Here is a 24,295-nt window from a genome sequence, read left to right on the forward strand (position 1 = left end):
TTCAGTCAGCGACTGCCGCGAAATCCACCCAGAGCTGGCGCGGCCCGCGAAACACCTGATTGTGCCGGTACGGCGGCGGGTCGACCACGAGCCTCGGAGAGTCGATGCGACGCACGAAGATCTCCAGCGCCAAATTGACCTCCAGCCGCGCCAGCGGACCGCCCATGCAGGTGTGAATCCCGCTGCCCCAACCGAAATGCTCGTTGTCGGCCCGCAATGGATCGAAGCGATCCGGATTGTCGAAGCGACGCGGGTCCCGGTTGGCGGCGGCGTAAATCAGATAAACCGCCGAGCCCGCGGGGATCACGGTCCCGCCGATCTCGATGTCGGCGGTGGCACTGCGGCTGGGAAAGAACTGCACCGCCGACTGCAGCCGTTGCACCTCTTCGATGACGCGCGGGATCAAATCGGGGCGCTGCCGCACCAGATCCCACGAGCCGGGATTGCGCAGCAGCGTCATGACGCAGTTGCTGATGGTGTTGACCGTGGAGTCATGACCGGCCACCAGCAACAGCATCGCGTTGGACGTCGCCTCCTTCAACGACATCGGGCCATCGGGCCCGTCGTCGTGTAACAGCTTGGACAGCAAACCCTCGCCTGAGGACGACGCATATTTGCGCACCAGGTCGCCCAGGTACGCCAGTAAGGCGGCGGTGCCCGCGCGGCCCCGGTCCGCCAGGGCGCGCCCTTCCTCGGTGGCGCCCTCCGGCCCAAGGTCGAGGCCCATCATGAAATCGAAGATCCAGGCATGAAACATTGACTCGTCTTCGACGGGGACGCCAAGGATCTTGCAGATGACGGCGACTGGGATCGGGTAGGCGAATTCTTCCACCACGTCCATGCGGGTGGCGCCGCGCGACCTGGCCTTGTCGAGGAGGTCATTGGCCAACCGCACAACAAGCGGTTCCATGCCGGGAATCACGTCGGGGGAGTGCGGGGGCCCGAAATGGCGCATGACCTGGCGCCGGGCCCGGTCGTGGTCGGGCGGGTCCGAGACGATGATGCTCGGCTCGCGGCCGTAGGCCTGCAGGTGTCCGCTGCCGGGCTCGGGGTCGGGCTTCTCGACACCGAAATCGGCGGGGCTGCGCCGGATGTCGGAGCTGATTCGCGGGTCGTGGGCCAGGGTGAGCAACTCGGGGTAGCCGGTGACCACGTAGGTTTTGTCGGCGACCTTGGCCACCGGCGTCTTGCGCAGTTCCTCGAAATACGGGTAGGGGTTCGGCCGGTTCTCGGATTTCATCGCTTCGGCCCAGGCGGTCGCGGCGTCCAATGTCGTCTCCTCTCAGCGGATCCGGGGCCGGAATTCGGCGCCCCGCGACGTCGGATCGTGCCCGGTGAGCACCACGTCGGGGATGTCCGTGCGTTCGCGGGGATCCGGGAATCGGGCGGGCATCGGCTCGAAGATCGCGGGACGGTCGTAGCCGGGCGGCGGGGGCGGAAACGGCGCGGATCGCTCGATCAGGGAGGCGTAATACGGCAGCCACTTGCCGTGGTTGAACGTCACCGCGGCAACGACGCGGCCCCGGTAGCCGTAGGCGGCCGCGAAGCGGCGTTGCTCGACCGAGCCCTGCGTGAAAACGATCTCGTCACCGAACGAGCACACGCCGACGCTTTTGATGTTGACGCCGAACTGCCCGGACCAGAACGAGGGCAGTGGCAGGTGCGGCCGCCGCCCCGTCTCCAGACTGATCATGTTGTTGGCCGCGACCTCGGCACCGAAAACGGCGTTGTCCCAATGCTCTTGCGACATGAATTGGTACTCGTAGAGCACGTGCGGGGCGCGCGCCACGTCGCCGGCGACGAAAATGTTGTCGGTGACCACCCCGTTGATGTCGAACGCGCGGCAGCCGGCGTCGCAGGCCACTCCCCAAAAACCGCTCGCGAGCTGCGCCCCGTCGAGCCATTCCACGTTGCGGATCGAGCCCAACGAGGCCACGACGACGTCGACCTCGAGCACCGTGCCGTCGGACAGGCGGGCCGCGCGGACGTGGCCGTCGGCGTCCCCGTCGAGGCCATCGACCGCGACACCGGTGCGCAGGTCGACTCCCGCCTCGATCTGCATCTGCGCGGCGATGTCGCCGATCACACCGCCCAGCGCACCCGCCAGCGGCGCCTTGCCGCGCTCGGCGACGGTCACCGGAAGGTCGAGCTCGCGGCACACCGAGGCGATCTCCGAGCCCACGAAACCGGAGCCGACGATGAGCACCCGGCGCGGCCGAGCCTTCAACGCGGCAGCCAGCTTCGCCGCGTCGTCGCACGTGCGCACGGCGAACAATCCCTGCAGCGCTGCCTCTTCGGGGTTGAACCAGGGGCGCGCCCTGGTGCCGGTGGCGATCAGCAGCCGGTCATAGTCGACCTTCTCGCCGTTGGCCAGCAACACCTGGCGGTTGGACCGGTCCAGCCCCACCGCCGCCACACCGAGCCGCCAGTGCGCGTCGACGGGCCGCAGGCGGGGCAGCTTGGTGTGGTCGGCGGGCACCCAGCCCTTCAGAACCTGCTTGGACAACGGCGGTCGGTCGTAGGGTTCGTGGGGCTCGTCACCGATGATGGTCAGTTCGCCCCGAAACCCTTTCTCCCGCAGGGCCTCCGCCGCTCGCAAGCCCGCCAGGGAGGCGCCGACGATGACTATCCGGCCCTCTGCCCTGAAGGTCTCAACCAGCTGGCTGACCAGCGAACCCGTTCTCATACGGTGTCCCGGTCGGCCGGGGGCTCCACTTCGAGGATGATCGCCTGCACAGGACAGGAAGCCGCCGCACGCAGCACCCGCTGTCGCGCGGCTTCGTCGGGATTGGGGTCGTAGGCGAGCGCTTCTTCACCGACGAGCCGCAATACGTCGGGCGCCAATGGGACGCACTGCGCGTAGCCCTGGCACTTGTTGAGATCGACGACCAGCCGCATGACCCGACCTCCGCCCGTCGGCTACCAGCCTTCTTTGAGGGCAGATTACTTCGCCGTGTGCGTCGGCCACAGGCTTCCCGAAAGATTCGCCTCCGTGCGGCGGTCGCGGCGGCGTCAGTCAGGCACCCAGATTGCGGAATGCCGTGTCGAGCTCCTCGGCCTGCTCGGCCAGTTCATGCTCCGAGAGCTGTGCGCCGCCGGCGCGATCGAGCACCTCCTGGCGCGTCGCGATCTGCAGGGCGCCACGGTAATCCGGTGATTCCAACTCCGCCGCCGACGCGATGTCGATGCGGCCCTCGATCGCGACCAGCACGGCGTCCTCATCCTGGCGATCCAGCAGCCGCCGGACATCCTCAGCGCTGACGCTCATGTCAGGACACCCCAACCATTTTCATCACGAGCAGCACCGCGACCGCCAGGAACACCACGGCAAAGACGCACACGCCGATCACCGTGAGTACGGAGCTGGGGGTGAACCGCCGGGTCGCGGGCGGTTGATGCTCGCCCACACCCGCGGTTTGCGGGGCGGCGGGGGGAGTGGTCCCCGCGGGGACACCCCCTCCCGGCTCGAGGCCGGGCGTTTGTACCGGGTCGGGGTTGGGGGGTTGCGCGGTCATCGCTGACACCGGTCCTTTCATGGGCTTTCACTGTGGGACGCACCGGCTTTCATACCGGGCCGCATCGCCACCCGGATGCAGTCGTCCTTCTTGTTCTTGAACAGGTCGTAGGCCCGCACGCCGTCCTCGAGCGGCAGGACGTGGCTGATCAGCTTGGCGGGATTCAGGTCGCCCTGTTCGACGTAGTCGAACAGCCGGGCCATGTAGCGCTGACCGTGCTGTTGGGCCGTTTTGAGGGTCAGCCCTTTGTTGGTCAACACACCCGTCGGAAATTTGTCGGTCAGCCCGTACACCCCGAGGACCGAGACCACTCCACCCTTGCGGCAAGCCAGGATCGCCTGTCGCAGCGCGTTGGCGCGGTCGGTCTCCATCCGCAGGAATTGCTTGGCACGGTCGTAGAGCTGCTGCACGCCGGTGCCGTGGCCCTCCATGCCGACCGCGTCGATGCAGGCGTCCGGCCCCCGCCCGCCCGTCATCTCGCGCAGCGTCTCGTGCACGCTGTCGACCGCCGTGTAGTCGATCGTTTCCAATCCGAACTCGTTCTGCGCCAACGCGAGTCGCTCCGGGATTCGGTCGACGACAATCGCGCGTTCGGCGCCGAGCAGCAGCGCGATGCGGGCGGCCATCAAGCCCACGCCACCGGCGCCCCAGACCGCGATGGTGTCTCCTCCGGCGATGTCGCAGAAGTCGGCGCCCATGAACCCGGTGGGGACCGCGTCGGAGAGAAAGAGCGCCTGTTCGTCGCTGATATCGCCCGGGATGGCAAAGCAATTCGCGTCGGCGAACGGCACGCGAACGTACTGCGCGTGCGAGCCCGCGTAGCCGCCGAACGGATGGGTGTAGCCATAGATTCCACCGGAGGGATAACCCAGCAGCGGCTGTTGCAGCTCGGCGTTGGGGTTGGTGGTGTCGCAGCACGAATACAACTCGTTCTCGCAATACCAGCACTGGTTGCAGGCGATGAATGACGGCACCACCACCCGGTCGCGCACCTTGGTGTCGCGCACCTCCGGTCCCGTCTCCACCACGACGCCCATGAATTCGTGGCCGAAGACATCGCCCTCGCGCATTCCGGGCAGGTAGCCGTCGATGAAGTGCAGATCCGATCCACACGTGGTGGTCAGCCGGACTTCGACGATCGCGTCGTGGGGGTTGAGGATCTTGGGGTCGTCGACCGTCTCCACCGAAAGATCGTTGACGCCGTTCCAGCACAGCGCGCGCATGCTCGCCGCCTTTCGCTTACCGCGCGGACTTCCGCGCGCTGGGGTTGTTCCGGATGGTCGGCACCTCGCCGGTTTGCATGAGCGCCCGCAGCCGGTACAGCGCCTTGAACGTTGCCGCGCCTGCCAGCAAGCCCGGTGCCGGTGCTGAGACGCGCAGGGTCACCTCGGTGCCCAACTTGCCCGGGGCGGGCCGATAGCCGACGGTTATCTGGTTCTTGTCGCGGGTGCCGACGAATCGAAGCCCTTCGGGCTCCGGGACCAACTCCGATTCCCACAGCACTTTCGGCCCGGTCAGCGACCGCCAGCTGTAGCGCTCCGGCCCGCGGCGCTCGACCTCGGCGATGTCACCGAGTACCACCGACATCTGCTCGGGGTCGCGCCAGAACTGTTCGATCCGCTCGACGGGGCAGGCTATGGTGACCGTCTGCCCGGTGGCGTGGCGGGGACGCGCGCCGGCGACCGTCTTGACCGCTCCCAACACCTGTTCTTTCGCGAAATCCAGATAGCTCACGCCGCTCCCTTCGTTGGGGCGTTGCATTCCCATCCAGGACGGGCCCAAACGAGTTGCTGCGTTTACTCCGCCGACGGACGGCGCACTCGGCCGCATCGCGTTGCGTATGAGCGGTATTGAGGCCCCGGGGCCGCTGTCTAGCCTTCGGTGCGCGGGGTGGGGCTCTGCGCGGATTCCCATTTCGACTCGAGCGACCTGGTCACCGTGGTGCCGGCGGCCAGCTCGAGCTGGAAGGTCTCCCCGTCGCCGGCCTCGAACGTGACGACATACCCGTCTTCGGTGGCATCCTTGAAGACCACTTTGTAGGGCTGGTCACCAGAGCCGCGGTCGACGGCGATGATGTCGCCGGGGGAGACGTCGTCGATGGGGTCGTTACCGGAGACTTCGGACATGCCTCCGACGGTAGCCGATCGAAATCCCGCAGCGCAGCGCGAGGCCCGTCTTGCGCGCGACTTGTGTTGAGGCGCTGGCCAATTCGTCGACGCGAGGGCGCCCATCCGGACGTCCGCCCATGGTGACCCAGATCACAGGCGTGTTTGATCCGGGCTATCGGTGGAACCACTGGGCGTGACACGAACTAACGCAATTCTTGGCTAACGCCGCAAGGAGACTTTCGATGAGCGAGCACAACAAAGCCGACGAAGCGCGCAGGGGCCTGATCGATTCGGTCAAAGGCAAAGCCAAAGAGGTGTTCGGGGCCGTCACCGGCAACGAGTCGCTGACCGCCGAAGGGCAGCTCGAGCAGACCCAGGCGCACGAGCGCAAGGAAGCCAACGCGACGGAGGCCGTCGCCGAGGCGCAGGCCAAGGAGGCACAAGACGCCGCGGCCGAGGCCAAGGCGGAGGGCGCCCAGCAACGGGTCGCCGCGAATGCCCAGGCCGTCGCGGCCGAGGAGTCGATCGAGGCCCAGGAGGCGGCTCAGAAGCGTGCGGCCGAGGAGGCCGCGCGGCGGCGGGCCACCACCGAGATCACCCAAGCGGAACTGGACGCGCAGCGGGAAGCGCAACGAGCGAAAGCCGAAGAACGCGCCGAGATCCGTGAGGCGTCCGAGGAGGTCGTCGACGCCGTCGCCGAGCACCAGACGTCGGTGCAGGTGGCCCGCAACGAACAGTCGGAGGCCGATCGCCTGCGGCGCCAAGCCCAGGACGTGACCGACGAAGCCGACCTGCCCTGACGGCGGGCCAGACACAGGAGAAGTTGATGAAGATATCCGAAGTTCCGTTGGCAGTTCTGCGCTTTCACTACCAACTGGCCCGTTTCCCGCTGCAGGTCATCGAGGATCGGGTCGTCACCCGGATCCCGTCCGAAGCGCCAGCGCGGCTGCTCTTCGAGCGCTCGTTGGGCATGCTCGACGCCACCGTCGGCAATGCGCTCGCGGACCCGAATCTGGTCGAGCGCGGGACGGCGCTCGTCGAACGCAGCGACGCGCTGGGCCGGGCCGCGCAGCTGGACGCGAAGGCCGCGGCCAGAAAGGAACAGGCCGACGCGAAGCTTCGGGGCGCCCGCGACGAGGCGATCGAAGACCGTGAACAGGCGCAGGCGGCCACCCAGCAGGAGATCAAAGAGGCGCGGCAGAGCGCCGAACAACGCAAACGCGCGGCAACGCAGTCGGCCCAGCAGCAGAGCGCGGCGGCGAAACGGCGCGCCGACGAGGCGGCCGACCGGCAGAAGCGGACGGTCGAGTCGGCCAAACGCCAGGTGGAGACCCGGACGCAGGCCACCGAGAAGGCCGTGTCCAAGGCCGCGGCGGCGAAGATCGACGAGGCCGAGGACAAGCTGGGCGACGCCGCCGCCAAGCGCGCCGAGGCGGACCGTGTCGCCCAGCTGGCGGACGTCGAGAAGCAGCAGCGCCAGGAGGAGCGGGCGACAGACTGACTGCCGCGCGTCAGGCGCGCGTCGGCGGACCCTGATTGATCTTGTTGGCGGCGAAGGTCGCGGCCTGGTTGGTCATCCCGGCGTCGATGTAAGAAACGTGCGCCATGATGTTGCCGCCGCCGGAACAGATCGGGTCGTCGGGGGCACACAGGCTGATCGTCTTGGAGCCATACGCCGGATTGATCGTCGGGAGGGGCTGGCCGCCCCACAGCATGGACGAGAACCCGCTGGTGGGCTCCCCGAACAGCGCGACGGCGGCGACGTGATCGGCGACCGAGGGCGGCATCGCGTTGGTGGCCAGATCGATCACCGTTGAGCCCTGGGAGTAACCGCCCAGCACGATCCTCGAGTTCGGGCAGCTGGCGACGGTGTCCTGGATGTGCGTGCTCGCGTCGTTGGATCCGGCGTTCGCGCTGTTGTGGTAGTCGTCGTTGGCCGGGTAGTTGACCGCGTAGACGTCGACGGACTTCCCGCCGAGCTGCGAGGTCAGCGAGTCCACGAACGCCTGGCCGATGTTGCCCAGACCCGGCTCCTGATGGGTGCCGCGGGCGAAGACCACCGAGACGTCGGAGCAGGCATCGGCAGCGGCGGCGGGGAGGGCGGATGGTTCCCAGACGGGGATGCTCAGCGCTGCCCAGGTCGTCGCCACCGAGACACCGACAATGCGGCCAAATCTGCGTGCACTCATGGCGAAATCCTGTCACACCGACGGTCACCGCGGTCCCGGCGGTTGGCGCCGCCGCGCCGACGCGACCATCGAAACGCCGAATTACCTTGCACTGCAAGGGTTGTCAGCCGGTGGCAGCCGAATGCGGATGGGACCGGTCCACTCGTCGGCGGGATCGACGACGTTGCCGCGCTGCGTGATCTGCACGTCGCCCGATTCGGCCAGCTTCCGCGCGGCATCCCGGGCGTCGGCCATCAGGTCGCGCCAGTTCTCGCCGCCCACGGCGCGGGCCGCATCCGACGGGCAGATGCTGCTCTGCGGGCCCCGATGCTCGGTCAACGCGCGGATCGACGATTCGAGCCGTCGGCCGATCGGCCCGTTCGCGAGAGCGATCTCGGCGTGCCGGGCGCCCGGCCCACCGCCAGCGAGGACCCTTCCGAGTTCGGCGCGCAATCGCTCACCCACCCCACCAGTGAAGAACAACGCGCCCGTGTCCGCCACCACATCCGGAACCGCGGCCGACGGGCGCCCATTGCATCGATATGCCGGCTGCGCTACCCGTTCTGACGGCTAGCGTCCGCGCCACTGGGGCTTGCGCTTCTCCGCCCACGCCCGAAGCCCCTCCGCGACGTCCTCTGTCGCTCCGGCCACTTTGCGCATGGTCTCGCCGAAGCGGACCGCCTCGATCCACCCCATGTCCGCCGTTCGCCACGCGACCTCCTTGGTGGCCCGTTGGGCGAGGGGAGCGGCCTCGGTGAGCGTCCGCGCCCACGCCCGGGCCTCGGCCTGCAGGTCGTCGGGGTCAACGAGTTTCCAGACCAGGCCGACCTCCTTGGCCCGCGCCGCGCTCATCGGCTTGCCGGTCAGCAGCAGTTCCATGGCGTTGGCCCAGCCGATCCGCTGGGGAAGCCGGATGGCCCCGACGATGGTCGGCACGCCGATGGACACCTCGGGGAAGCAGAAGCTGGCCTCGGTGCTGGCGATCACGAAGTCGCAGAACAGGACCCCGGTCACGCCGTAGCCGATGCAGGGCCCGTGCACCGCCGCGATGGTCGGCTTGAACAGCTCCATTCCGGATTCGAAGGAGTTGATCGTCGGCTTCTCCCAGAAAGTGCCGCCGAAAGTACCGACCGAACCTTCGCCGTCCTTGAGGTCGCCGCCCGCGCAATAGACGCTGCCGTTGGCGGTCAGGATCGCCACCCACGCGTCCAGGTCGTCGCGGAACCGCTCCCACGCCGCGTTCAAGTCCTGGCGAAGGGCGCCGTTGATGGCGTTGCGAGCCTCGGGCCGGTTCAGGGTGATGGTGGCGATGTGGTCGGCCAGCTCATAGGTGACGAGGCTCATACGCCAACCCTAGGGTGCCGAGTGTGGGCCTCACGTACCGAAAGTGGCTCGATTTCGTCCATACGCCCCACGCTCGGCGGCCGGCCGGGTGGGCCGCGCGCCTACCCTGGCCAAAGTGTCCGAATTGTCCGTCGCGGAACTGCGAGCCCGCCTCGACGGTCTGACCACCCGCGATGCCGTGCGCCTGGGCAGGCGCTTGAAGAGCCTGCGCGGCGCGAAACCCGACACCCAACTCGCTGAGCAGATCGCGCGGGCCGAGGCGCTCGTCGCCACCCGCCGGGCCGCGGTGCCGGCGATCGCCTACCCCGACCTGCCGGTCAGCGAGCGGCGGCAGGAGATCACCGACGCGCTGCGCGCCAACCAGGTCGTCGTCGTAGCCGGCGAGACCGGTTCGGGCAAAACCACCCAACTGCCCAAAATCTGCCTGGAGGCCGGCCGGGGGATCCGGGGAACCATCGGACACACCCAGCCCCGGCGGCTGGCCGCGCGCACCGTCGCGCAGCGCATCGCCGACGAACTGGGCAGCCCCCTGGGCGAGACCGTCGGCTACACCGTCCGATTCACCGACCAGGTCAGCGACCGCACGCTGATCAAGTTGATGACCGACGGCATCCTGCTCGCCGAGATTCAGCGCGACCGCCGGTTGCTGCGCTACGACACGCTGATCCTCGACGAGGCCCACGAGCGCAGCCTGAACATCGACTTCCTGCTGGGTTACCTGCGCGAGCTGCTGCCACGCCGCCCCGACCTGAAGGTGATCATCACGTCGGCGACCATCGAGCCGCAGCGGTTCGCGGATCACTTCGGCGGCGCACCGATCGTCGAGGTATCGGGGCGGACGTACCCGGTGGAGATCCGCTACCGGCCGTTGGAAGTTCCCGTGTCGGGCGGCCAAGACGATGACCCGGACGATCCCGACCACGAGATCGTGCGCACCGAAACCCGTGACGAGGTCGAGGCGATCGTCGACGCGGTCGGGGAACTGGAGGGCGAGCCCCCCGGGGACGTCCTGGTGTTCCTCTCGGGTGAACGCGAAATCCGCGACACGGCGGAGGCCTTGGGTGGCCTGAAGAACACCGAGGTGCTTCCCCTGTACGCCCGGCTGCCGACGGCCGAGCAGCAGAAGGTCTTCGCGCCCCACACCGGGCGACGGGTCGTGCTGGCGACCAATGTGGCCGAGACGTCGCTGACCGTGCCCGGCATCCGCTACGTCGTCGACCCCGGGAACGCCCGCATCTCGCGGTACAGCCGCCGCCTGAAGGTGCAGCGACTGCCGATCGAACCCATCTCGCAGGCGTCCGCCGCGCAACGGGCCGGCCGCTGCGGCCGCGTCGCGGCCGGCGTGTGCATCCGCCTGTATTCGGAAGAGGATTTCGCGGCTCGTCCGCCGTACACCGAGCCCGAGATCCTGCGAACCAACCTCGCCGCGGTGCTGTTGCAGATGGCGGCGCTGCGGCTCGGTGAGGTGGAGAACTTTCCGTTCCTCGACCCGCCGGACCGGCGCAGTGTCCGCGACGGGGTGCAGTTGCTGCAGGAGTTGGGGGCCTTCGACGCCCGCGGCGCCATCACCGAACTCGGTCGCCGGTTGGCGCGGCTGCCCGTCGACCCCCGGCTCGGCCGAATGATCCTGCAGGCCCAGACCGAGGGCTGCGTGCGTGAGGTGCTGGTGCTGGCCGCGGCGCTGACCATTCCCGATCCGCGGGAACGTCCCACCGACCGCGAGGAGGCCGCGCGCCAGAAGCACGCCCGCTTCACCGCCGACGACTCCGACTTCCTGTCGTACCTCAACCTCTGGCGCTACCTACGTGAGCGGCGAAAAGCACTGACGGGCAGCGGCTTTCGCCGGATGTGCCGCGACGAATTCCTGCACTACCTGCGCATCCGCGAGTGGCAGGACCTGGTCGGCCAGCTGCGCAGCATCGCCCGAGAACTGGGCATCGTCGAGGACGCCGAATCCGCGGAGCCGGCCGACCCGCCACGGGTGCACGCGGCGCTGCTGGCCGGCTTGCTGTCGCACGTGGGCATGCGTCGAGAGGACGGGCGCGAGTATCTGGGTGCGCGCAACTCGCGCTTCGTCCTCGCGCCGGGTTCGGCGCTGATCAAGCGGCCACCGCGCTGGGTGGTCGTGGCCGAGCTGGTCGAAACGAGCCGCCTCTACGGTCGCACCGCAGCGCGCATCCAGCCCGAAGTCGTCGAGCGGGTCGCGGGCGATCTGGTGCAACGCACCTACAGTGAGCCGCACTGGGACGCCAAACGCGGCGAGGTGATGGCCTACGAGCGGGTGACGCTTTACGGGCTGCCGCTGGTCGCGCGCCGCCGCGTCGGATACGCCCGGGTGGAGCCGGCGGTGGCGCGGGAACTGTTCATCCGGCACGCGCTGGTGGACGGCGACTGGCAGACCCGCCATCACTTCTTCCGCGACAACGCGCGGCTGCGCGCCGAGCTCGAGGAGCTCGAGGAGCGGGCCCGCCGCCGCGAGCAGCTCGTCGGTGACGACGAGATCTACGCGTTGTACGACGCGCGCGTGCCGCCGGATGTCGTCTCGGCGCGGCACTTCGACGCGTGGTGGCGCAAGCAGCGCCACAAGACGCCCGAGCTGCTGACCTTCACTCGTGACGACCTGTTGCGCACCGGTGACACGGCCGACGCCGAGCGGCCGAGCACCTGGCGTTCCGGTGATGTCGCGCTGCCCGTGACCTACCGGTTCGAGCCCGGCGCCGCCGACGACGGCGTCACGGTGCACGTGCCGATCGACGTGCTCGCGCGGCTGGGCGGTGACGAATTCGCCTGGCAGGTGCCGGCGCTGCGCGAGGAGCTGGTGACGGCGCTCATCCGCTCACTGCCAAAGGAGCTGCGGCGCAACTTCGTTCCCGCCCCCGACACCGCGCGTGCCGTGTTGGCCGGCATCGACCCGGCGGGCGAGCCGTTGCTGGAGGCGTTGCGGCGCGAATTACGCCGCCGTACCGGAGTTTCGGTCCCCGTCGACGCCTTCGACTTGGACAAGCTGCCGGCGCATCTGCGGGTGACGTTCGCCGTCGAGTCCGCCGACGGCACCGAGGTCGCCCGCGGCAAGGACCTTGCGGCGTTGCAACAACGGCTGGCCGCGCCGGCCCGCCGTGCCGTCGCCCAGACGGTCGCCGGCGAGCTGGAACGGACCGGCCTCCGCGCGTGGCCGGAGGATCTCGACGCGCTGCCAACCGTCGTCGAGCGAACGGTCGACGGGCGCGCCGTGCGCGGCTTTCCCGGTTTCGTCGACACGGGCGGCGCCGTCGACCTGCGGGTGTTCGCCACCCCTGTACAGCGGGACGGCGCGATGGGGCCGGGCATGCGCCGGTTGGTGCGGCTGAGCGTGGCGTCCCCGGTCAAAGCCGTTGAGCGGCAGCTGAGTCCACGCACACGGCTCTCACTCGGCGCGAACCCGGACGGCTCCCTGGCCGCGCTGCTCGAGGACTGCGCCGACGCCGCGGCGGATACGCTGCTGCCCGGACCGGTGTGGAACCGGGACGAGTTCATCGCGCTGCGCGATCGCGTGGCCGGGGCTCTGGTGCCGGCGACCGCGGACATCGTGACCCAAGTGGAGCAGGTGCTGGCCGCCGCGCAGGAAGTGCGACTGCTCCTGCCCGGTCGGCCCCCGCCCGCGCAAGCCGAAGCGATCGCCGACGTCCGCGCTCAGCTGGATCGACTCTTGCCGCGGGGGTTCGTGACCGCCACCGGGCGCGCCCACCTGGCCGACCTCACCCGCTACCTGACCGCGATCCGCCGGCGGCTGGACCGGTTGCCGTACGGGCTCGACGCGGACCGCGACCGGATGCAGCGGGTGCACGCCGTGCAGCACGCCTACGACGAACTGGCGCGGGCTCTTTCACCCGTGCGGCGGGCGGCGGATGACGTCCGCGACATTGCGCGACAGATCGAGGAATTGCGGGTGAGCCTGTGGGCGCAGCAGCTGGGTACGCCACGGCCGGTGAGCGAGCAGCGGATCTACCGCGCCATCGACGCGCTGCGCGATGCGACGTGAAGTATCGCCCTGCCACGGGGGCTTACTGCGGGAGCGGGGTGATGCCGCACAATCGCTGGCCGAAGCCAACTTTCGAAGCGTTCCGGTAACCGGGAGCTTCCGGCAGTCGGCGTCGTCACGGCCCCCGCTGAGGTGTTGATACGGCCGGACGGACATGTCGCCTGGCTGGGAAGTTCGATCGATGCAAAGCTTCGGGACGCACTCGAGGCCCGGTTCGGCGCCTCGCCCGCGTCATATGCCCTAGTCGGGCGGCTCCTCCGTCGAGCCGAGGGTGGGCGCGCTTTCCCGGTCGCTGGGCTTGCCGGCGACACCTTCGGCCTCACGATCGTCGGCGACCTTCTCCTCGAGCTGGTCGACGATGTCTTCCAGTTCCTCCGAGTGACCGCGCAGGTCCTTGTCCGGTTTCGTCATATCGCTTTCCATCGAGTCTGCTGGGTACCGCACCGTCGGTACCCAATACCCCGTCGGCCGGTCGGTAACCGGGCTGAGAGTGTGATCCTAGCGTTGCGGGCCGCAAACGCCGCGTTTGAAAGAGCCACGGGGTGACGGACGCGACATAACGCCGTGGCGATGGAAGTATCGCAAGAGTGGCCGATAAGAAACCGCAGACCATCTCGTACCCGGCGGCCGGTGGGCGTCCGCACCGTCACGAAACCGAACCGCTCGACCCGCACGTCATCGTCCTGTTCGGCGCGACGGGGGACCTGGCTAAACGCAAGTTGCTCCCCGGGCTGGCCTATCTGGACCAGTCCGAGCTTGCACCGGACATCCAGATCGTTGCGACGTCGTTGGAAGACATCAGCGACGACGAATTCCGGGAGATCGCGAAAGAGGCGATCGATTCGTTCGGTAGCCACAAGCTCTCGGACGAACAGTGGGCCAACTTCGCGAAGATCCTGACCTACATTCCGCAGGGCCGCGGGCCGGAGGCGCTGGCGGAGGCCGTCGCCGAAGCCGAGGCCAACCTGGGTCCCAAGGTCAGGCGGCTGCACTACCTGTCGGTGCCGCCGAAGGCCGCGCGAGAAGTCATTTCCATGTTGCGTGAGGCGAAACTCGTCGACCGCTCGCGCGTCGTGATGGAGAAACCGTTCGGAACCGATTTGGCCAGCGCGGTCGCGCTCAACGACTTCGTGCACGAAACGTTCGAGGAATCCCAGATCTTCCGGATCGACCACTTCCTGGGCAAGGAGGCGGCCCAGAACATCCTGGCGTTCCGCTTCGCCAACGGTCTGTTCGAGCCGATCTGGAACCGCAACTTCATCGACCATATTCAGATCGACATCCCCGAAGCCCTCGGCCTGGATCAGCGGGCAAACTTCTATGAGGAGACCGGCGCCTACAAGGACATGGTGGTGACCCACCTGTTCCAGGTGATGGCGTTCGTGGTCATGGAGCCACCGACGGCGCTCGAACCCTTTGCCATCAGCGAAGAAAAGAACAAGGTGTTCCGGTCGATGCTGCCGGTCAAGCCTTCCAACGTCGTCCGCGGCCAATACGGCGGATACCGCGACGAAAAAGGCGTGGCCAAGGATTCCGACAACGAGACGTTCATCGCGCTCAAGGTCGGCATCGACAATTGGCGCTGGGCCGGTGTGCCCATCTATCTGCGCACCGGCAAGAAGATGGCCGAGGGCATCCGCATCATCTCGATCGCATTCAAAGAGGCGCCGAGGACGATGTTTCCGCCGGGCTCGGGGGTGGGGACTCAAGGTCCTGACCACCTCACGTTCGACCTGGCCGACAACTCCAAGGTGTCGTTGTCGTTCTACGGCAAGCGGCCGGGCCCCGGCATGAAGCTGGACAAGCTGTCCATGCAGTTCTCCTCCCAGGAGATCGACACCGTCGTCGACGTGCTGGAGGCGTACGAACGGCTGATCCTGGACGCGATGCGCGGTGACCACACACTGTTCAACACGGCCGAGGGCATCGAATCGCTCTGGGAGCGTTCGCAGGAGCTGCTCGACGACCCACCGCCGGCCAAGATGTACCAGCCGGGCACGTGGGGCCCCAACGCCATTCATCAGTTGATCGCGCCGAACGCGTGGCGGCTGCCGTTCGAGCGGGAATGGCGCGACTCCAAGCCCGACCGCTAGCCGCGCATTCAGCCCAGCTCGGCGCTGATGTAGGTGATGGCGTGCCGGAACCGTTTGATGATCTCGTTGTCCGGGATGGCGAAACCGTGCTCGGCGTATAGCTCCTCGGTGGGGTAGGGGGTGACCACCCAGCCGGTGGCCGCCAGGTGGTCTCCGGCGGGCTGGCGCTCCCCCTGCCACACCAGGTCGGCCACGTCGAAGTCCAGTCCGTGCTTACGCCAGGCGGCGCGCATCGCCCGGGCCCGCTCGTCGGTGAATACGGCCATGTCCGCGATGTTTTCGGTGGCCAGCCGGCTGCCGGGCGCGCTCAGCGCGGTTATGTTGTCCAACAACCGGTCCTGCGCATCCGGCGGCAGGTAGGGCAACAGCCCCTCGGCGATCCAGGCGGTCGGTGCTGACTTATCAAAACGGCTGTCGCACAGTGCTTTTGGCCAATCTTCGCGCAGGTCGATACCCACTGTCCGACGTTCGGCGGTCGGTTCGGCGCCGATCCGGGCCAGGGTTTCGCTCTTGAAGGCGATGACCTCGGGCTGATCGACCTCGTAGACCACCGTGCCCGCAGACCAGGGCAACCGGTAGGCCCGGGCATCGAGTCCGGCGGCCAGGATGACGGCCTGACGAATCCCGGCCCGTGTCGCGGAGGTGAGGAAGTCGTCGAAAAACCTGGTGCGCACGGCGATTTGCTCGCGACGCTGCTGCAGGGTGAAGGGCACATCGTCGTTGTCGAGCGGGATTTCGCCGTCCAGCATGCGGACGAAGAAGGGGTGCCCCACGGCGCGTACCAGAGGCTCGGCGAACCGGTCGTCGAGCAGAGGATCGGGCTCGCGGGAGGCCAGCGCTCGGGACGCGGCGACCATCGTCGCGGTCGCCCCGACACTGGACGCCAAGTCCCAGCTGTCGCCCTCTGTGCGCGCCGACCCAAGTGATGACACTCGCCGCTCCCTTCTGGGATTCGGCCGCCGCCGCGGCCATTTCGCATGCGGATGTTCGCCGCCGACGGGCTGCGCGACCATACCTCAGGAAAGGGTACTTTCTGCCTATGCCGCGCTCACCACGCACCCGCTGAGCCCGACGACAGGAAGCGAATCACTCGATGGCACCGACCCTGCGCCCGCGCCGCTCCGCGTTGTACCTGCCCGGAAACAAGCCGCGGGCGTTGGAGAAGGGGAAATCGTTGCCCGCCGACGTGGTCATCTTCGACCTCGAAGATGCCGTGGGGCCCGACGCCAAAGCCGATTCGAGGGCGACGGTGTGCGAAGCGATCTCGTCGGGCGGGTACGCGCCCCGCGAGGTCGTGGTGCGCATCAACGGGTTGGACACCGAGTGGCACGACGAGGACCTCGCGGCCGTCGCGGGGTCGACCGCGCAGGGCGTGCTGGTGCCCAAAGTCGAGTCGGGCGAGCAGGTCGAAGCGCTGGCGGCCACGCTGGACAAGCTGGGCGCGCCGGAGTCGTTGCAGCTGTGGGTGATGATCGAAACGCCGCGATCGTTCCTGCGGGCCGAAGAAATCGCCTCGGCCAGTGACCGACTGGCCGCGCTGGTGATCGGCACCAATGACCTGGTGAACGACCTGCACGCCCTGCACGTCCCCGGGCGGGCGCCCGTCGTACCCGCGCTGTCCTTGGCGGTGCTGGGTGCCAGGGCGGCGGGGAAGGTGATCCTGGACGGCGTGTTCAACGACATCACCGACGAGGACGGCTTTCGCGCCGAAGCGCGACAGGGCCGCGAAATGGGTTTCGACGGCAAGAGTTTGATCCATCCGTCCCAGGTCGGGCCCGCGAACGACCTGTTCGGTCCGTCGGAGCGCGAACTTGCCGATGCTCGCAAGGTGGTGGCGGCCTATCGGGAGGCGCGGGCCGCGGGGACGAGTGTGATCACGGTGGACGGCCGCATGATCGAAAGCCTGCACGTCCGCAACGCCGAACGGATCCTCGCCCTGGCCGAGATCATCGAGGAAGTGGCATCCGCCTCGTAGGCGCTCTCGGTTATTGCTTGTCGACTTTGCCGGCGATCTGACCGGCGAGCTTGACGGCCAAGTCGGCCGGGTCCTTGCGGATCGCGCTGACATCGATCGCGACGTTGTTGCGGACCGTCAACGCCCGCTGAGCGGTCATCGTGAGGATGACGTTGCCGTTGTCGCGAATGGTCATCGTCAGCGTGGTACTCAACGTTCCGTTGTCATTCGACACGGGTCCCACCTGCCAGCCCGTCTCGGGGGTGTCCTGCCCGGCCGGGGTGGTGAACTGGCGGTTGGCGCACGCCGGCCAGCGCTGCGCCGAGGTGGCGTAGAACGCGCTGGCCTCCTTGGCGGTCGGGAACAACACCAGCACCTGTTCCACCTCGGGGTCCGGTTCGTTGGAATTCGCAGGGAGGGACGCGACTTCGTCGTCACCGCTCACCGCGGTATAGCCGCTGCCGGCGTAGACGGGAGCTTGCCCGGGGCCGATCGCGTAGACGCAGTCGTCGGGGAATTTCCAGCCCGCGGGCCACGGCTGCTTCGCGGCGTCGTCCTTCAGCTTGTCGTTCTTTTCCTTGCTCTTCGATCCGGTGGCCCCGAGGGCGTTGTCGAGGTCCGCGGACGTAAGCAGCAAGCCCGGTAGCGCGGCCTGCGCGACCGGCGGCTTGGTGGAGGTCGTGGTCGACGAACTAGGGGTGCCGCCGTTGCTGCCGCCGCACGCGGCAAGCAGGATTGCGACGGCGGCGGCGGACATCGCGGTCGTCAGTTGGTGCATGTGTTGCTCACCCTTCGTGGTCGCCGTGCCGTCGAGAGCTTCCGCGCAACCGGCGCACGCGCCGCCCGAAGCTCCGAGGTGGACGGAAGCATAACCGCTTCGTCAGCAAATTGCGTCGTTCATCGCAAAGTAGTCATCGGCTCGGCCGTCGAACCGCGCCGTTCCGCGGCGGGCGCAGGCGAACACACCGGGATTCCACGCCACATCCCGGTTCGCAGGGCAGCGCCGGGAATGAAAGCGTTCGCAGATCAAGGGTTTCCTAAGGCAACAAAAGCGCGGCGTATGCCCCGGCTGCTCTGTCGCACAGTGTGTCGACGAGGTGAAGAAGGCACACAAACCGCTTCGATCCGATCCGGGTGGCCGGTAGGGTGCATGCAGCAAACACATCTTCGGGGGACGAAGGAGTGCCCGATGCGGCGAGCTCGAATCACGTGCGCAGGATTGGTCGCCGTCGCGATCGTGACGGCGGGATGCTCGAACGACTCGTCGCCGTCGGCGTCCTCGTCCAGTCAATCGCCGACCTCGACCTCATCGGCGCCGGCCGCGTCGCCGTCACCGACGACGTCCTCCGCGCAAGCCCAGTCGTTCGACCAGTCCACCTGCCTGGATATCTCGTTCGCCAAAGACAACCTGATGGTGGCCAACAACTCGGACAAGGCGCGCAAGTATGCCGACACGCTGGAGAAGTACGGCCCGCCCGATACCGTGAAGGCGGCTATCGAGCACTTCGTCACCACCGGCGGCGCGCGGCCCACCGATGCCGATCTGGACAGCAACAGGGACCTGATCACCAACTGGATCAAGCAGGCCTGCCCCAACGTGAACCCTTGACGCCGCTCACACGTGGCTAGCGTTTGATCGGCTGAGCGCCGCGGTTTTGCGAGGCCGGATCCGATTGCGCCAACGGGCGCCTGGATCCGAAGTGCTCTACCGTGAGGGCAGCGGAGGACGGGTGCCCTCTTACGGCGCGGGCCGCGCGGCCCGGGCCAATGGATCAACGGTGGCCACGCGGTAGGTTGATTCGGTCCCGAATGATTCGAGAGGAGATACCGTGCGCCAAACCGCGGCCATGGCCGAGGCCGACCGCACGTGGATGGTCGACACGCTGCTCGCCCTGCTGCAGACGCCGAGTCCGGCCGGACGGACGGACGCGGTGATGCAGCTGATCGGTGACATCTTTGACGGCTTCGGCGTGCCGTTCTCGTTGACGCGTCGCGGGGCGTTGACCGCCGAACTCCCGGGGGAGTCCGCGACCACCGACCGCGCGCTGGTGGTGCACGCCGACACCATCGGCTGCATGGTGCGCCGGCTCAAGGACAACGGGCGTCTCGAGGTGATTCCGGTCGGCACCTTTTCGGCCCGGTTCGCCGCGGGCGCGCGGGTGCGAATCTTTTCCGACGATCCCGATGAGTTCATCACCGGAACGGTCCTGCCGCTCAAGGCCAGCGGGCACGCTTTCGGTGACGAGATCGACCTGCAGCCCACCGACTGGGAACACGTCGAGGTGCGCGTCGACCGCCAGGTGCACTCGCGGGAGGACCTCGTCCGGCTCGGGCTGCAGATCGGCGATTTCGTCGCGCTGATCGCCAGCCCGGAACTGACCGCCGACGGCTACATCGTCTCCCGTCACCTCGATGGCAAGGCGGGCGTCGCGATCGCGCTGGCGCTGGCGAAGAATTTCGCCGAGAACAAGGTGGTGCTGCCGCACCGCACGATGGTGATGATCACCATCACCGAGGAGGTCGGCCACGGGGCGAGCCACGGCTTGCCCGCCGACGTCGCCGAACTGGTCTCGGTGGACAACGCGGTGTGCGCGCCGGGCCAGCACTCGATTGAGGACGGCGTGACGATACCGATGGCCGATCTACACGGTCCGTTCGACTATCACCTGACGCGCAAGCTGTGCCGGCTTGCCGAAGAGCAGGACATCCGTTGCGCGCGAGACGTGTTCCGGTTCTATCGCTCTGACGCGGCCGCGGCGATCGAGGCGGGTGCGGGCACCCGCGCGGCCCTGGTCGGTTTCGGGCTCGACGGGAGTCACGGTTGGGAGCGCACCCATCTGGATTCGTTGCAGGCGGTCTACTGCCTGCTGCACTCCTGGCTGCAGACGCCGCTAACCTTCGCCAAATGGGACGCCAAGCCGACGGGCAAGCTGCGGGACTTCCCGTCGTCCAAGCAGCCCGCTCCCAGCGAACGGTGGGTGCCGCTGGCTCGTGGGGAACACGATTCGCCCGGGGAGGCGTGGCCGGGGTCGCACTGGCCGCCGTCGAAGGGACCGCAGGCCTGAGTCGCTGTCGCTAACGACCGACCCGGGGAATTCGGTCCGCGCGCCAGCAGCGGGATTTCATCGGGACGTCGATCGCGTCGGCGCCGGGAAAACGCTCGTTCAGGGCGGCGCGGGCATTGGCCAGTCGCGCAGCGCGCTCATCTGCGGGCGCGATGATCACCCTGCTGTACGTCCCGACCATCGCGACAACATCGTCGAGGGTCATGGTCCGCACGAACGTGAAGGTCTCGCGGGAAATGTTGTGGAAGATCTGCGGATCGGGGAGCAGCACGTTCTCGTGGCGCCGGCGGAAGCGGTCCGGGGATTCCGCCTCGGGCGTGTCCTCGCCCGGGAGCAGGTCCAGGTCGCGAACCCAATCCACGTCACGGTCTCGACTGGTCCAGATCAGGCCGAACCGCCCGTGGTCGCGCAGCACCCGGCCGATCTCGGGAACGGCGCGCTGAGGATCCATCCAGTGCCACGCCGAGGAGACGAACACCGCGTCGACGCTCGCCTCGGGGAGCGGAATCGATTCGCCCGTGCCTTCGACGGCGCGCACCTCGGGCGACCGCTCGGTGAGCACCGCGCGCATGCGCGCGTCGGGCTCGACCGCGATGACCTCCGCCGCCCTGCTCAGCAGCGCCCGGGTGAACAGACCGGTACCCGCACCGAGATCGACTGCCGCCTCGCACCGGGGCGGCACCAGCCAGTCCACCGCTTCTTCCGGGGGTCGGGGACGAAAGCCGTCGTAATCCTCGGCGATCGAGCCGAAGGACATCGCGCGTTCTTGGCGATCGGTCATAGCCGCCAAAATAATCCAGCTCGCTGGGCGACCGGTGAGAAAGAGTTGTGGGTCACCACAGCGCGCTGTGATTGATGAGCGCGTCAGCCACCAGCCCGACGCCGAACACCAGGAACAACAGTCGCACCGACATCGGGCCGTAGCGGGTGAGGGCGCGTACCAGGCGACGCTGAATGCGCTTGGCCCGCATGGTCTTTCTCATTGAGAGGGCGAGGATCAGCAGCGGCGGCGAAAGCGCGATCGCCCAGTAGGCGATGATGGCCAGGGGCCAGAGCGGCGGCCTCGGGTGCAGGGCTGCCAGCATGGCCAAGCCGGTGAGATACGGAATGGCGGTCGGCGCTTGGCCACTGCCGATCGCCAGCCCGAGGAACCCGAGCAGCCAAGGACGCTCACGCATCGCCGCCAGCGCCCAGCCCGGAGCCGACGATTGGGCGGTCAACGGAAAATACGCCAGGCCGGTCAGCACCAGGCCGAGCGCCAGCTCGCCGCCGAAACGGACGGTCGGTGTCAGGTGGAAGCCCACGGCGTGGGTCAAGAAGCTCAGACCCAGCACCGTGCACAGTCCGAACGTGGTTGTCACGGCGAACACGCCCGCGATGAAGCTCAGCGCGCCCGGAACCGGCGACCGGCGGCTCAACCGGCTGTCGAAAACGACCGCCGAGACCACGCCGACGTTGAGGACGTTCAACGAATCGAGCAGCGCCAGCCCCGCAAGCGCCACCACAAGAGCACCCACGCGCTTGGACCCCGCCCTACCGCGCGAGGTCGCCGGAGGTGGACATCGAGGCGGCGATCATGGTGCAGAGAATACGAGTCGAAGATAGGCGTGTCTGTTCGAGGCGGAGTGAGCCGGGCCCGCCGGGCGCATCACCGGGTCGGCTCGTATCCATCTCGATCCGGTCACACGGCATGGGGCACCACGGGTTTGGCCGGCCCGCGTTTGACAATGCGGGACATGAGCCAGACGCGGGAGCCGGCAATGGCGCGTGAAATATCCCGCCAGACGTTTCTGCGGGGGGCCGCCGGGGCGTTGGCCGCCGGCGCGGTTTTCGGCTCCGCCCGGGCCACCGCCGCGCCGAATCCCACCGGCTGGGAGGGGCTGTCCACCGCCATCGGCGGGCAGGTGCTGTTACCGGACAACGGTGCTTTCGGCTCCGCCAAGCAGGTGTTCAACACCAACTACAACGGCTCGACGCCCGCCGCGATCGTCACGCCGACCTCTCCGGCCGACGTGCAGAAGGCCATGGCGTTCGCCGCGGCCCACAACCTGAAGGTCGCCCCGCGCAGCGGCGGACATTCCTACATCGGCGCGTCCACGGCGAACGGCGTCATGGTGCTCGACCTGCGTCAGCTGCCCGGGGGCGTCAACTACGACGCCGCCTCCGGGCAGGTGACCGTCACGCCCGCGACGAGCCTGTACGCGATGCACCAGACGTTGGCCGGTGCCGGCCGGGGCATCCCGACGGGCACATGCCCGTCCGTCGGGGCCTCCGGGCACGCCCTGGGCGGGGGATTGGGCGCCAACTCCCGGCACGCTGGCCTGCTCTGCGACCAGCTGGTGTCGGCGTCGGTGGTGCTGCCCGGCGGCCAGGCGGTGACGGCGTCCAACGCCAGCAACCCCGACCTGTTCTGGGCGTTGCGCGGTGGCGGCGGCGGTAACTTCGGCGTGACCACGTCGCTGACCTTCGCGACGTTTCCGACCACCGATCTCGACGTGGTCAACGTCAACTTCCCCGCGGAGGCGTTCGCCCAGGTGTTGGTCGGCTGGCAGAACTGGCTGCGCACCGCCGACCGGAGCAGCTGGGCCTTGGCGGACGCCACCGTCGACCCGATGGGAACGCATTGCCGCATCATGGCGACCTGCCCGGTCGGTTCGGGCGCCGGCGTTGGCGCCAACATCGCCAAAGCCGTTGGTGTCCAACCGACGGGGACCGACAACCACACGTTCAACTACCTGGACCTGGTGAGGTATCTGGCCGTCGGGAACCTCAATCCGGCACCGCTCGGATACGTCGGTGGGTCCGACGTGCTACCCGTCGTCGACGCGGCCACCGCCCAGGGAATTGCCCAGGCGGTCAACGCCTTTCCCCGCGGGGCGGGCCGCATGTTGGCGATCATGCACGCGCTTGACGGCGCCCTCGCCGATGTGGCGCCGGGGGCGACCGCCTTCCCGTGGCGCCGGCAGTATGCGCTGGTGCAGTGGTACGTCGAGACCGGTGACGCGGCGGCGGCGACGAACTGGCTCAACACCGCCCACCAAGCCGTGCAACCGCACTCGGTCGGGGGATACGTGAACTACATCGAGGCGAACCAACCGGCTTCGCGGTATTTCAGCTCGAATCTGTCCCGGCTTGCCGCCGTGCGGCAGAAGTACGATCCCGGCCGAATCATGTTCTCGGGGCTCAACTTCTAGTGAATGGCGGGCGCGGCTGACGTCGGCTCGGGATGTGGTCGGCGAGTTCGTCGAGCAAGGCGTGATTCAACCCGAAGGCCAATTTGACCTCGTCGACGACGCGATCGATGTCGCCCGGGCTCGGGCGGAGCGCGTCAAGGCGGGCACGATAGGAGTCTTTGTACGGCTTGGGCCGCACGGGGAACTCGTAGAACGCGAGCCCGGCGCCGCGCAGATCAAAGGTGCGATCGAGGGCGTTGCGGATCAGGCGGCCTCCGGAGAGGTCCCCGAGATAACGCGTGTAGTGGTGGGCCAGCAGGGAGCCGCCCCAAGTCAGCATGGCGATCCGCTCGCCGTATGCCGTCGCCGCGGGAGAGTCGACGTCGCGCGTGCCGTCGGTGCGCCAGTGCCGCAGATCGGCGTCGATGGCGGGAAGACGCTCCAACGCCCGGTCGTACACGGCGGCGACCATGGGGTCCTTGCGGCGGGCCCGCATGGCGTTCTCGAGGGCGGCGTACACCACACGTAACCGAAGCAGGTACTCGGAATAGCCACGAGCGGTCACGCGGCCGGCCAGCAGTTCGGAGATGAAAGAGCTCTGCTCGGCGGCGACATGTTCGGCGGCCGACCCCTGCTTCATGGCGATCGACAAACGGCCGCGTGTTGGACTTTCGATCGGGCGCATGTCCTGCTCAGATTACATTGGCGATGGGCGGCAACGAGGTGACGGAGGGAACCGCAGCGCCTAGGCTCGAGTAATTGACACAGATGAAACTGGTGCGCCGCGAACCGATGGGCGGGCGGCGCCGAATTGGGGACCGGGGGAGGCCGTTTTCGTTGGCATTGCTCGTCGCACC

General features: G+C 68.0%; 25 protein-coding genes and 1 pseudogene. 9 read left to right on the top strand and 17 right to left on the bottom strand.

The window, feature by feature from the left end; translation table 11 throughout:
• Position 1 precedes the first annotated feature (1 nt).
• From A5681_RS19015 to A5681_RS19045, 8 genes are all read right to left on the bottom strand, one after another.
• Positions 2 to 1,270, bottom strand: coding sequence for a cytochrome P450 (locus A5681_RS19015; protein ID WP_231996358.1), 1,269 nt, complete (start codon positions 1,268 to 1,270; stop codon positions 2 to 4).
• Positions 1,271 to 1,282: 12 nt separating this feature from the next.
• Positions 1,283 to 2,686 carry an NAD(P)/FAD-dependent oxidoreductase gene (locus tag A5681_RS19020; protein ID WP_067278482.1) on the bottom strand — a complete coding sequence of 468 codons (1,404 nt, stop codon included), beginning with the start codon at positions 2,684 to 2,686 and terminating at the stop codon, positions 1,283 to 1,285.
• Positions 2,683 to 2,898, bottom strand: coding sequence for a ferredoxin (locus A5681_RS19025; protein WP_067278485.1), 216 nt, complete (start codon positions 2,896 to 2,898; stop codon positions 2,683 to 2,685). Before A5681_RS19025 ends, A5681_RS19020 begins: the two co-directional genes overlap by 4 nt.
• A gap of 118 nt (positions 2,899 to 3,016) precedes the next feature.
• Positions 3,017 to 3,268 (bottom strand): hypothetical protein, encoded by a 252-nt coding sequence (locus A5681_RS19030; RefSeq protein WP_067278488.1) that lies wholly within the window; start codon positions 3,266 to 3,268, stop codon positions 3,017 to 3,019.
• 1 nt (position 3,269) lies between these two features.
• Positions 3,270 to 3,515, bottom strand: a complete 246-nt coding sequence (locus A5681_RS26690; protein WP_082968432.1) for a DUF6480 family protein — start codon at positions 3,513 to 3,515, stop codon at positions 3,270 to 3,272.
• Positions 3,516 to 3,532: 17 nt separating this feature from the next.
• On the bottom strand, positions 3,533 to 4,738 hold the full coding sequence (locus A5681_RS19035; RefSeq protein ID WP_067278491.1) for a zinc-dependent alcohol dehydrogenase: 1,206 nt from the start codon (positions 4,736 to 4,738) through the stop codon (positions 3,533 to 3,535).
• Between the two features lie 16 nt (positions 4,739 to 4,754).
• A complete protein-coding gene (locus tag A5681_RS19040; protein WP_067278894.1) occupies positions 4,755 to 5,249 on the bottom strand; it encodes a hypothetical protein in 495 nt (164 codons plus the stop codon).
• Between the two features lie 137 nt (positions 5,250 to 5,386).
• Entirely contained in the window at positions 5,387 to 5,641 is a 255-nt protein-coding gene (locus A5681_RS19045) for a hypothetical protein (RefSeq protein WP_067278495.1), read from the bottom strand.
• 224 nt (positions 5,642 to 5,865) lie between these two features.
• Between A5681_RS19045 and A5681_RS19050 the strand changes: the two genes are divergently transcribed.
• Positions 5,866 to 6,423 carry a CsbD family protein gene (locus A5681_RS19050; RefSeq protein ID WP_067278499.1) on the top strand — a complete coding sequence of 186 codons (558 nt, stop codon included), beginning with the start codon at positions 5,866 to 5,868 and terminating at the stop codon, positions 6,421 to 6,423.
• A 26-nt stretch (positions 6,424 to 6,449) separates the two neighbouring features.
• On the top strand, positions 6,450 to 7,124 hold the full coding sequence (locus tag A5681_RS19055; protein WP_067278502.1) for an IF2 family translation initiation factor: 675 nt from the start codon (positions 6,450 to 6,452) through the stop codon (positions 7,122 to 7,124).
• A gap of 10 nt (positions 7,125 to 7,134) precedes the next feature.
• Here A5681_RS19055 and A5681_RS19060 read toward each other — a convergent pair whose 3' ends face one another.
• The 3 genes from A5681_RS19060 to A5681_RS19070 all read right to left on the bottom strand — a co-directional run bounded on the left by A5681_RS19060 (position 7,135) and on the right by A5681_RS19070 (position 9,135).
• A complete protein-coding gene (locus A5681_RS19060; protein WP_067278507.1) occupies positions 7,135 to 7,812 on the bottom strand; it encodes a cutinase family protein in 678 nt (225 codons plus the stop codon).
• Positions 7,813 to 7,893: 81 nt separating this feature from the next.
• Positions 7,894 to 8,256, bottom strand: a complete 363-nt coding sequence (locus A5681_RS19065; RefSeq protein WP_082968441.1) for a DUF3253 domain-containing protein — start codon at positions 8,254 to 8,256, stop codon at positions 7,894 to 7,896.
• Positions 8,257 to 8,361: 105 nt separating this feature from the next.
• On the bottom strand, positions 8,362 to 9,135 hold the full coding sequence (locus A5681_RS19070; protein ID WP_067278510.1) for an enoyl-CoA hydratase/isomerase family protein: 774 nt from the start codon (positions 9,133 to 9,135) through the stop codon (positions 8,362 to 8,364).
• A gap of 115 nt (positions 9,136 to 9,250) precedes the next feature.
• Here A5681_RS19070 and hrpA point away from each other — a divergent pair, with 115 nt between their 5' ends.
• On the top strand, positions 9,251 to 13,153 hold the full coding sequence (hrpA, locus tag A5681_RS19075) for an ATP-dependent RNA helicase HrpA (RefSeq protein WP_067278901.1): 3,903 nt from the start codon (positions 9,251 to 9,253) through the stop codon (positions 13,151 to 13,153).
• A 51-nt stretch (positions 13,154 to 13,204) separates the two neighbouring features.
• A pseudogene (locus A5681_RS28065) lies at positions 13,205 to 13,363 on the top strand (hypothetical protein); the annotation flags it as partial.
• A 30-nt stretch (positions 13,364 to 13,393) separates the two neighbouring features.
• On the opposite strand, the gene A5681_RS19080 reads toward A5681_RS28065, so the two are convergent.
• Positions 13,394 to 13,576, bottom strand: a complete 183-nt coding sequence (locus A5681_RS19080; protein WP_067278513.1) for a hypothetical protein — start codon at positions 13,574 to 13,576, stop codon at positions 13,394 to 13,396.
• A 164-nt stretch (positions 13,577 to 13,740) separates the two neighbouring features.
• On the opposite strand from A5681_RS19080, the gene zwf reads away from it, so the two are divergent.
• Positions 13,741 to 15,246, top strand: coding sequence for a glucose-6-phosphate dehydrogenase (zwf, locus tag A5681_RS19085; RefSeq protein ID WP_067278517.1), 1,506 nt, complete (start codon positions 13,741 to 13,743; stop codon positions 15,244 to 15,246).
• An 8-nt stretch (positions 15,247 to 15,254) separates the two neighbouring features.
• Here the strand turns inward: zwf and A5681_RS19090 are convergent, their stop codons facing one another.
• Positions 15,255 to 16,178 carry a class I SAM-dependent methyltransferase gene (locus A5681_RS19090; RefSeq protein WP_067278520.1) on the bottom strand — a complete coding sequence of 308 codons (924 nt, stop codon included), beginning with the start codon at positions 16,176 to 16,178 and terminating at the stop codon, positions 15,255 to 15,257.
• Positions 16,179 to 16,339: 161 nt separating this feature from the next.
• Between A5681_RS19090 and A5681_RS19095 the strand changes: the two genes are divergently transcribed.
• Positions 16,340 to 17,221, top strand: coding sequence for an HpcH/HpaI aldolase/citrate lyase family protein (locus tag A5681_RS19095; RefSeq protein WP_067278524.1), 882 nt, complete (start codon positions 16,340 to 16,342; stop codon positions 17,219 to 17,221).
• A gap of 10 nt (positions 17,222 to 17,231) precedes the next feature.
• Here A5681_RS19095 and A5681_RS19100 read toward each other — a convergent pair whose 3' ends face one another.
• Entirely contained in the window at positions 17,232 to 17,978 is a 747-nt protein-coding gene (locus A5681_RS19100) for a sensor domain-containing protein (protein WP_067278528.1), read from the bottom strand.
• Between the two features lie 411 nt (positions 17,979 to 18,389).
• On the opposite strand from A5681_RS19100, the gene A5681_RS19105 reads away from it, so the two are divergent.
• Both A5681_RS19105 and A5681_RS19110 read left to right on the top strand, forming a co-directional pair.
• Entirely contained in the window at positions 18,390 to 18,809 is a 420-nt protein-coding gene (locus A5681_RS19105) for a hypothetical protein (RefSeq protein ID WP_156738058.1), read from the top strand.
• A 220-nt stretch (positions 18,810 to 19,029) separates the two neighbouring features.
• A complete protein-coding gene (locus A5681_RS19110) occupies positions 19,030 to 20,265 on the top strand; it encodes an osmoprotectant NAGGN system M42 family peptidase (protein ID WP_067278535.1) in 1,236 nt (411 codons plus the stop codon).
• Positions 20,266 to 20,275: 10 nt separating this feature from the next.
• On the opposite strand, the gene A5681_RS19115 is transcribed toward A5681_RS19110, so the two are convergent.
• Complete coding sequence (locus A5681_RS19115) at positions 20,276 to 21,046, bottom strand: class I SAM-dependent methyltransferase (RefSeq protein ID WP_067278538.1); 771 nt, start codon at positions 21,044 to 21,046, stop codon at positions 20,276 to 20,278.
• Between the two features lie 52 nt (positions 21,047 to 21,098).
• Complete coding sequence (locus tag A5681_RS19120; protein WP_067278541.1) at positions 21,099 to 21,782, bottom strand: GAP family protein; 684 nt, start codon at positions 21,780 to 21,782, stop codon at positions 21,099 to 21,101.
• Between the two features lie 243 nt (positions 21,783 to 22,025).
• Between A5681_RS19120 and A5681_RS19125 the strand changes: the two genes are divergently transcribed.
• Positions 22,026 to 23,459: an FAD-binding oxidoreductase gene (locus tag A5681_RS19125; protein WP_067278545.1), complete on the top strand. Its 1,434-nt coding sequence runs from the start codon at positions 22,026 to 22,028 to the stop codon at positions 23,457 to 23,459.
• On the opposite strand, the gene A5681_RS19130 is transcribed toward A5681_RS19125, so the two are convergent.
• Positions 23,449 to 24,123 (bottom strand): heme oxygenase (biliverdin-producing), encoded by a 675-nt coding sequence (locus A5681_RS19130; protein WP_067278548.1) that lies wholly within the window; start codon positions 24,121 to 24,123, stop codon positions 23,449 to 23,451. The two genes, A5681_RS19125 and A5681_RS19130, sit on opposite strands and share 11 nt — an antisense overlap.
• Positions 24,124 to 24,295 lie beyond the last annotated feature (172 nt).

This window comes from Mycobacterium scrofulaceum (assembly GCF_001667885.1).
Classification (GTDB): Bacteria; Actinomycetota; Actinomycetes; order Mycobacteriales; family Mycobacteriaceae; genus Mycobacterium; species Mycobacterium scrofulaceum_C.

What these genes read in the sequence shown, in the direction of transcription:
- A5681_RS19020 (WP_067278482.1), bottom strand. Translation starts at nt 2,686, where the DNA reads ATGAGAACGGGTTCGCTGGTCAGCCAGCTGGTTGAGACCTTCAGGGCA.
- A5681_RS19025 (WP_067278485.1), bottom strand. Translation starts at nt 2,898, where the DNA reads ATGCGGCTGGTCGTCGATCTCAACAAGTGCCAGGGCTACGCGCAGTGC.
- A5681_RS19030 (WP_067278488.1), bottom strand. Translation starts at nt 3,268, where the DNA reads ATGAGCGTCAGCGCTGAGGATGTCCGGCGGCTGCTGGATCGCCAGGAT.
- A5681_RS26690 (WP_082968432.1), bottom strand. Translation starts at nt 3,515, where the DNA reads ATGACCGCGCAACCCCCCAACCCCGACCCGGTACAAACGCCCGGCCTC.
- A5681_RS19035 (WP_067278491.1), bottom strand. Translation starts at nt 4,738, where the DNA reads ATGCGCGCGCTGTGCTGGAACGGCGTCAACGATCTTTCGGTGGAGACG.
- A5681_RS19045 (WP_067278495.1), bottom strand. Translation starts at nt 5,641, where the DNA reads ATGTCCGAAGTCTCCGGTAACGACCCCATCGACGACGTCTCCCCCGGC.
- A5681_RS19050 (WP_067278499.1), top strand. Translation starts at nt 5,866, where the DNA reads ATGAGCGAGCACAACAAAGCCGACGAAGCGCGCAGGGGCCTGATCGAT.
- A5681_RS19055 (WP_067278502.1), top strand. Translation starts at nt 6,450, where the DNA reads ATGAAGATATCCGAAGTTCCGTTGGCAGTTCTGCGCTTTCACTACCAA.
- A5681_RS19060 (WP_067278507.1), bottom strand. Translation starts at nt 7,812, where the DNA reads ATGAGTGCACGCAGATTTGGCCGCATTGTCGGTGTCTCGGTGGCGACG.
- A5681_RS19070 (WP_067278510.1), bottom strand. Translation starts at nt 9,135, where the DNA reads ATGAGCCTCGTCACCTATGAGCTGGCCGACCACATCGCCACCATCACC.
- A5681_RS19080 (WP_067278513.1), bottom strand. Translation starts at nt 13,576, where the DNA reads ATGGAAAGCGATATGACGAAACCGGACAAGGACCTGCGCGGTCACTCG.
- A5681_RS19095 (WP_067278524.1), top strand. Translation starts at nt 16,340, where the DNA reads ATGGCACCGACCCTGCGCCCGCGCCGCTCCGCGTTGTACCTGCCCGGA.
- A5681_RS19100 (WP_067278528.1), bottom strand. Translation starts at nt 17,978, where the DNA reads ATGCACCAACTGACGACCGCGATGTCCGCCGCCGCCGTCGCAATCCTG.
- A5681_RS19105 (WP_156738058.1), top strand. Translation starts at nt 18,390, where the DNA reads ATGCGGCGAGCTCGAATCACGTGCGCAGGATTGGTCGCCGTCGCGATC.
- A5681_RS19115 (WP_067278538.1), bottom strand. Translation starts at nt 21,046, where the DNA reads ATGACCGATCGCCAAGAACGCGCGATGTCCTTCGGCTCGATCGCCGAG.
- A5681_RS19125 (WP_067278545.1), top strand. Translation starts at nt 22,026, where the DNA reads ATGGCGCGTGAAATATCCCGCCAGACGTTTCTGCGGGGGGCCGCCGGG.
- A5681_RS19130 (WP_067278548.1), bottom strand. Translation starts at nt 24,123, where the DNA reads ATGCGCCCGATCGAAAGTCCAACACGCGGCCGTTTGTCGATCGCCATG.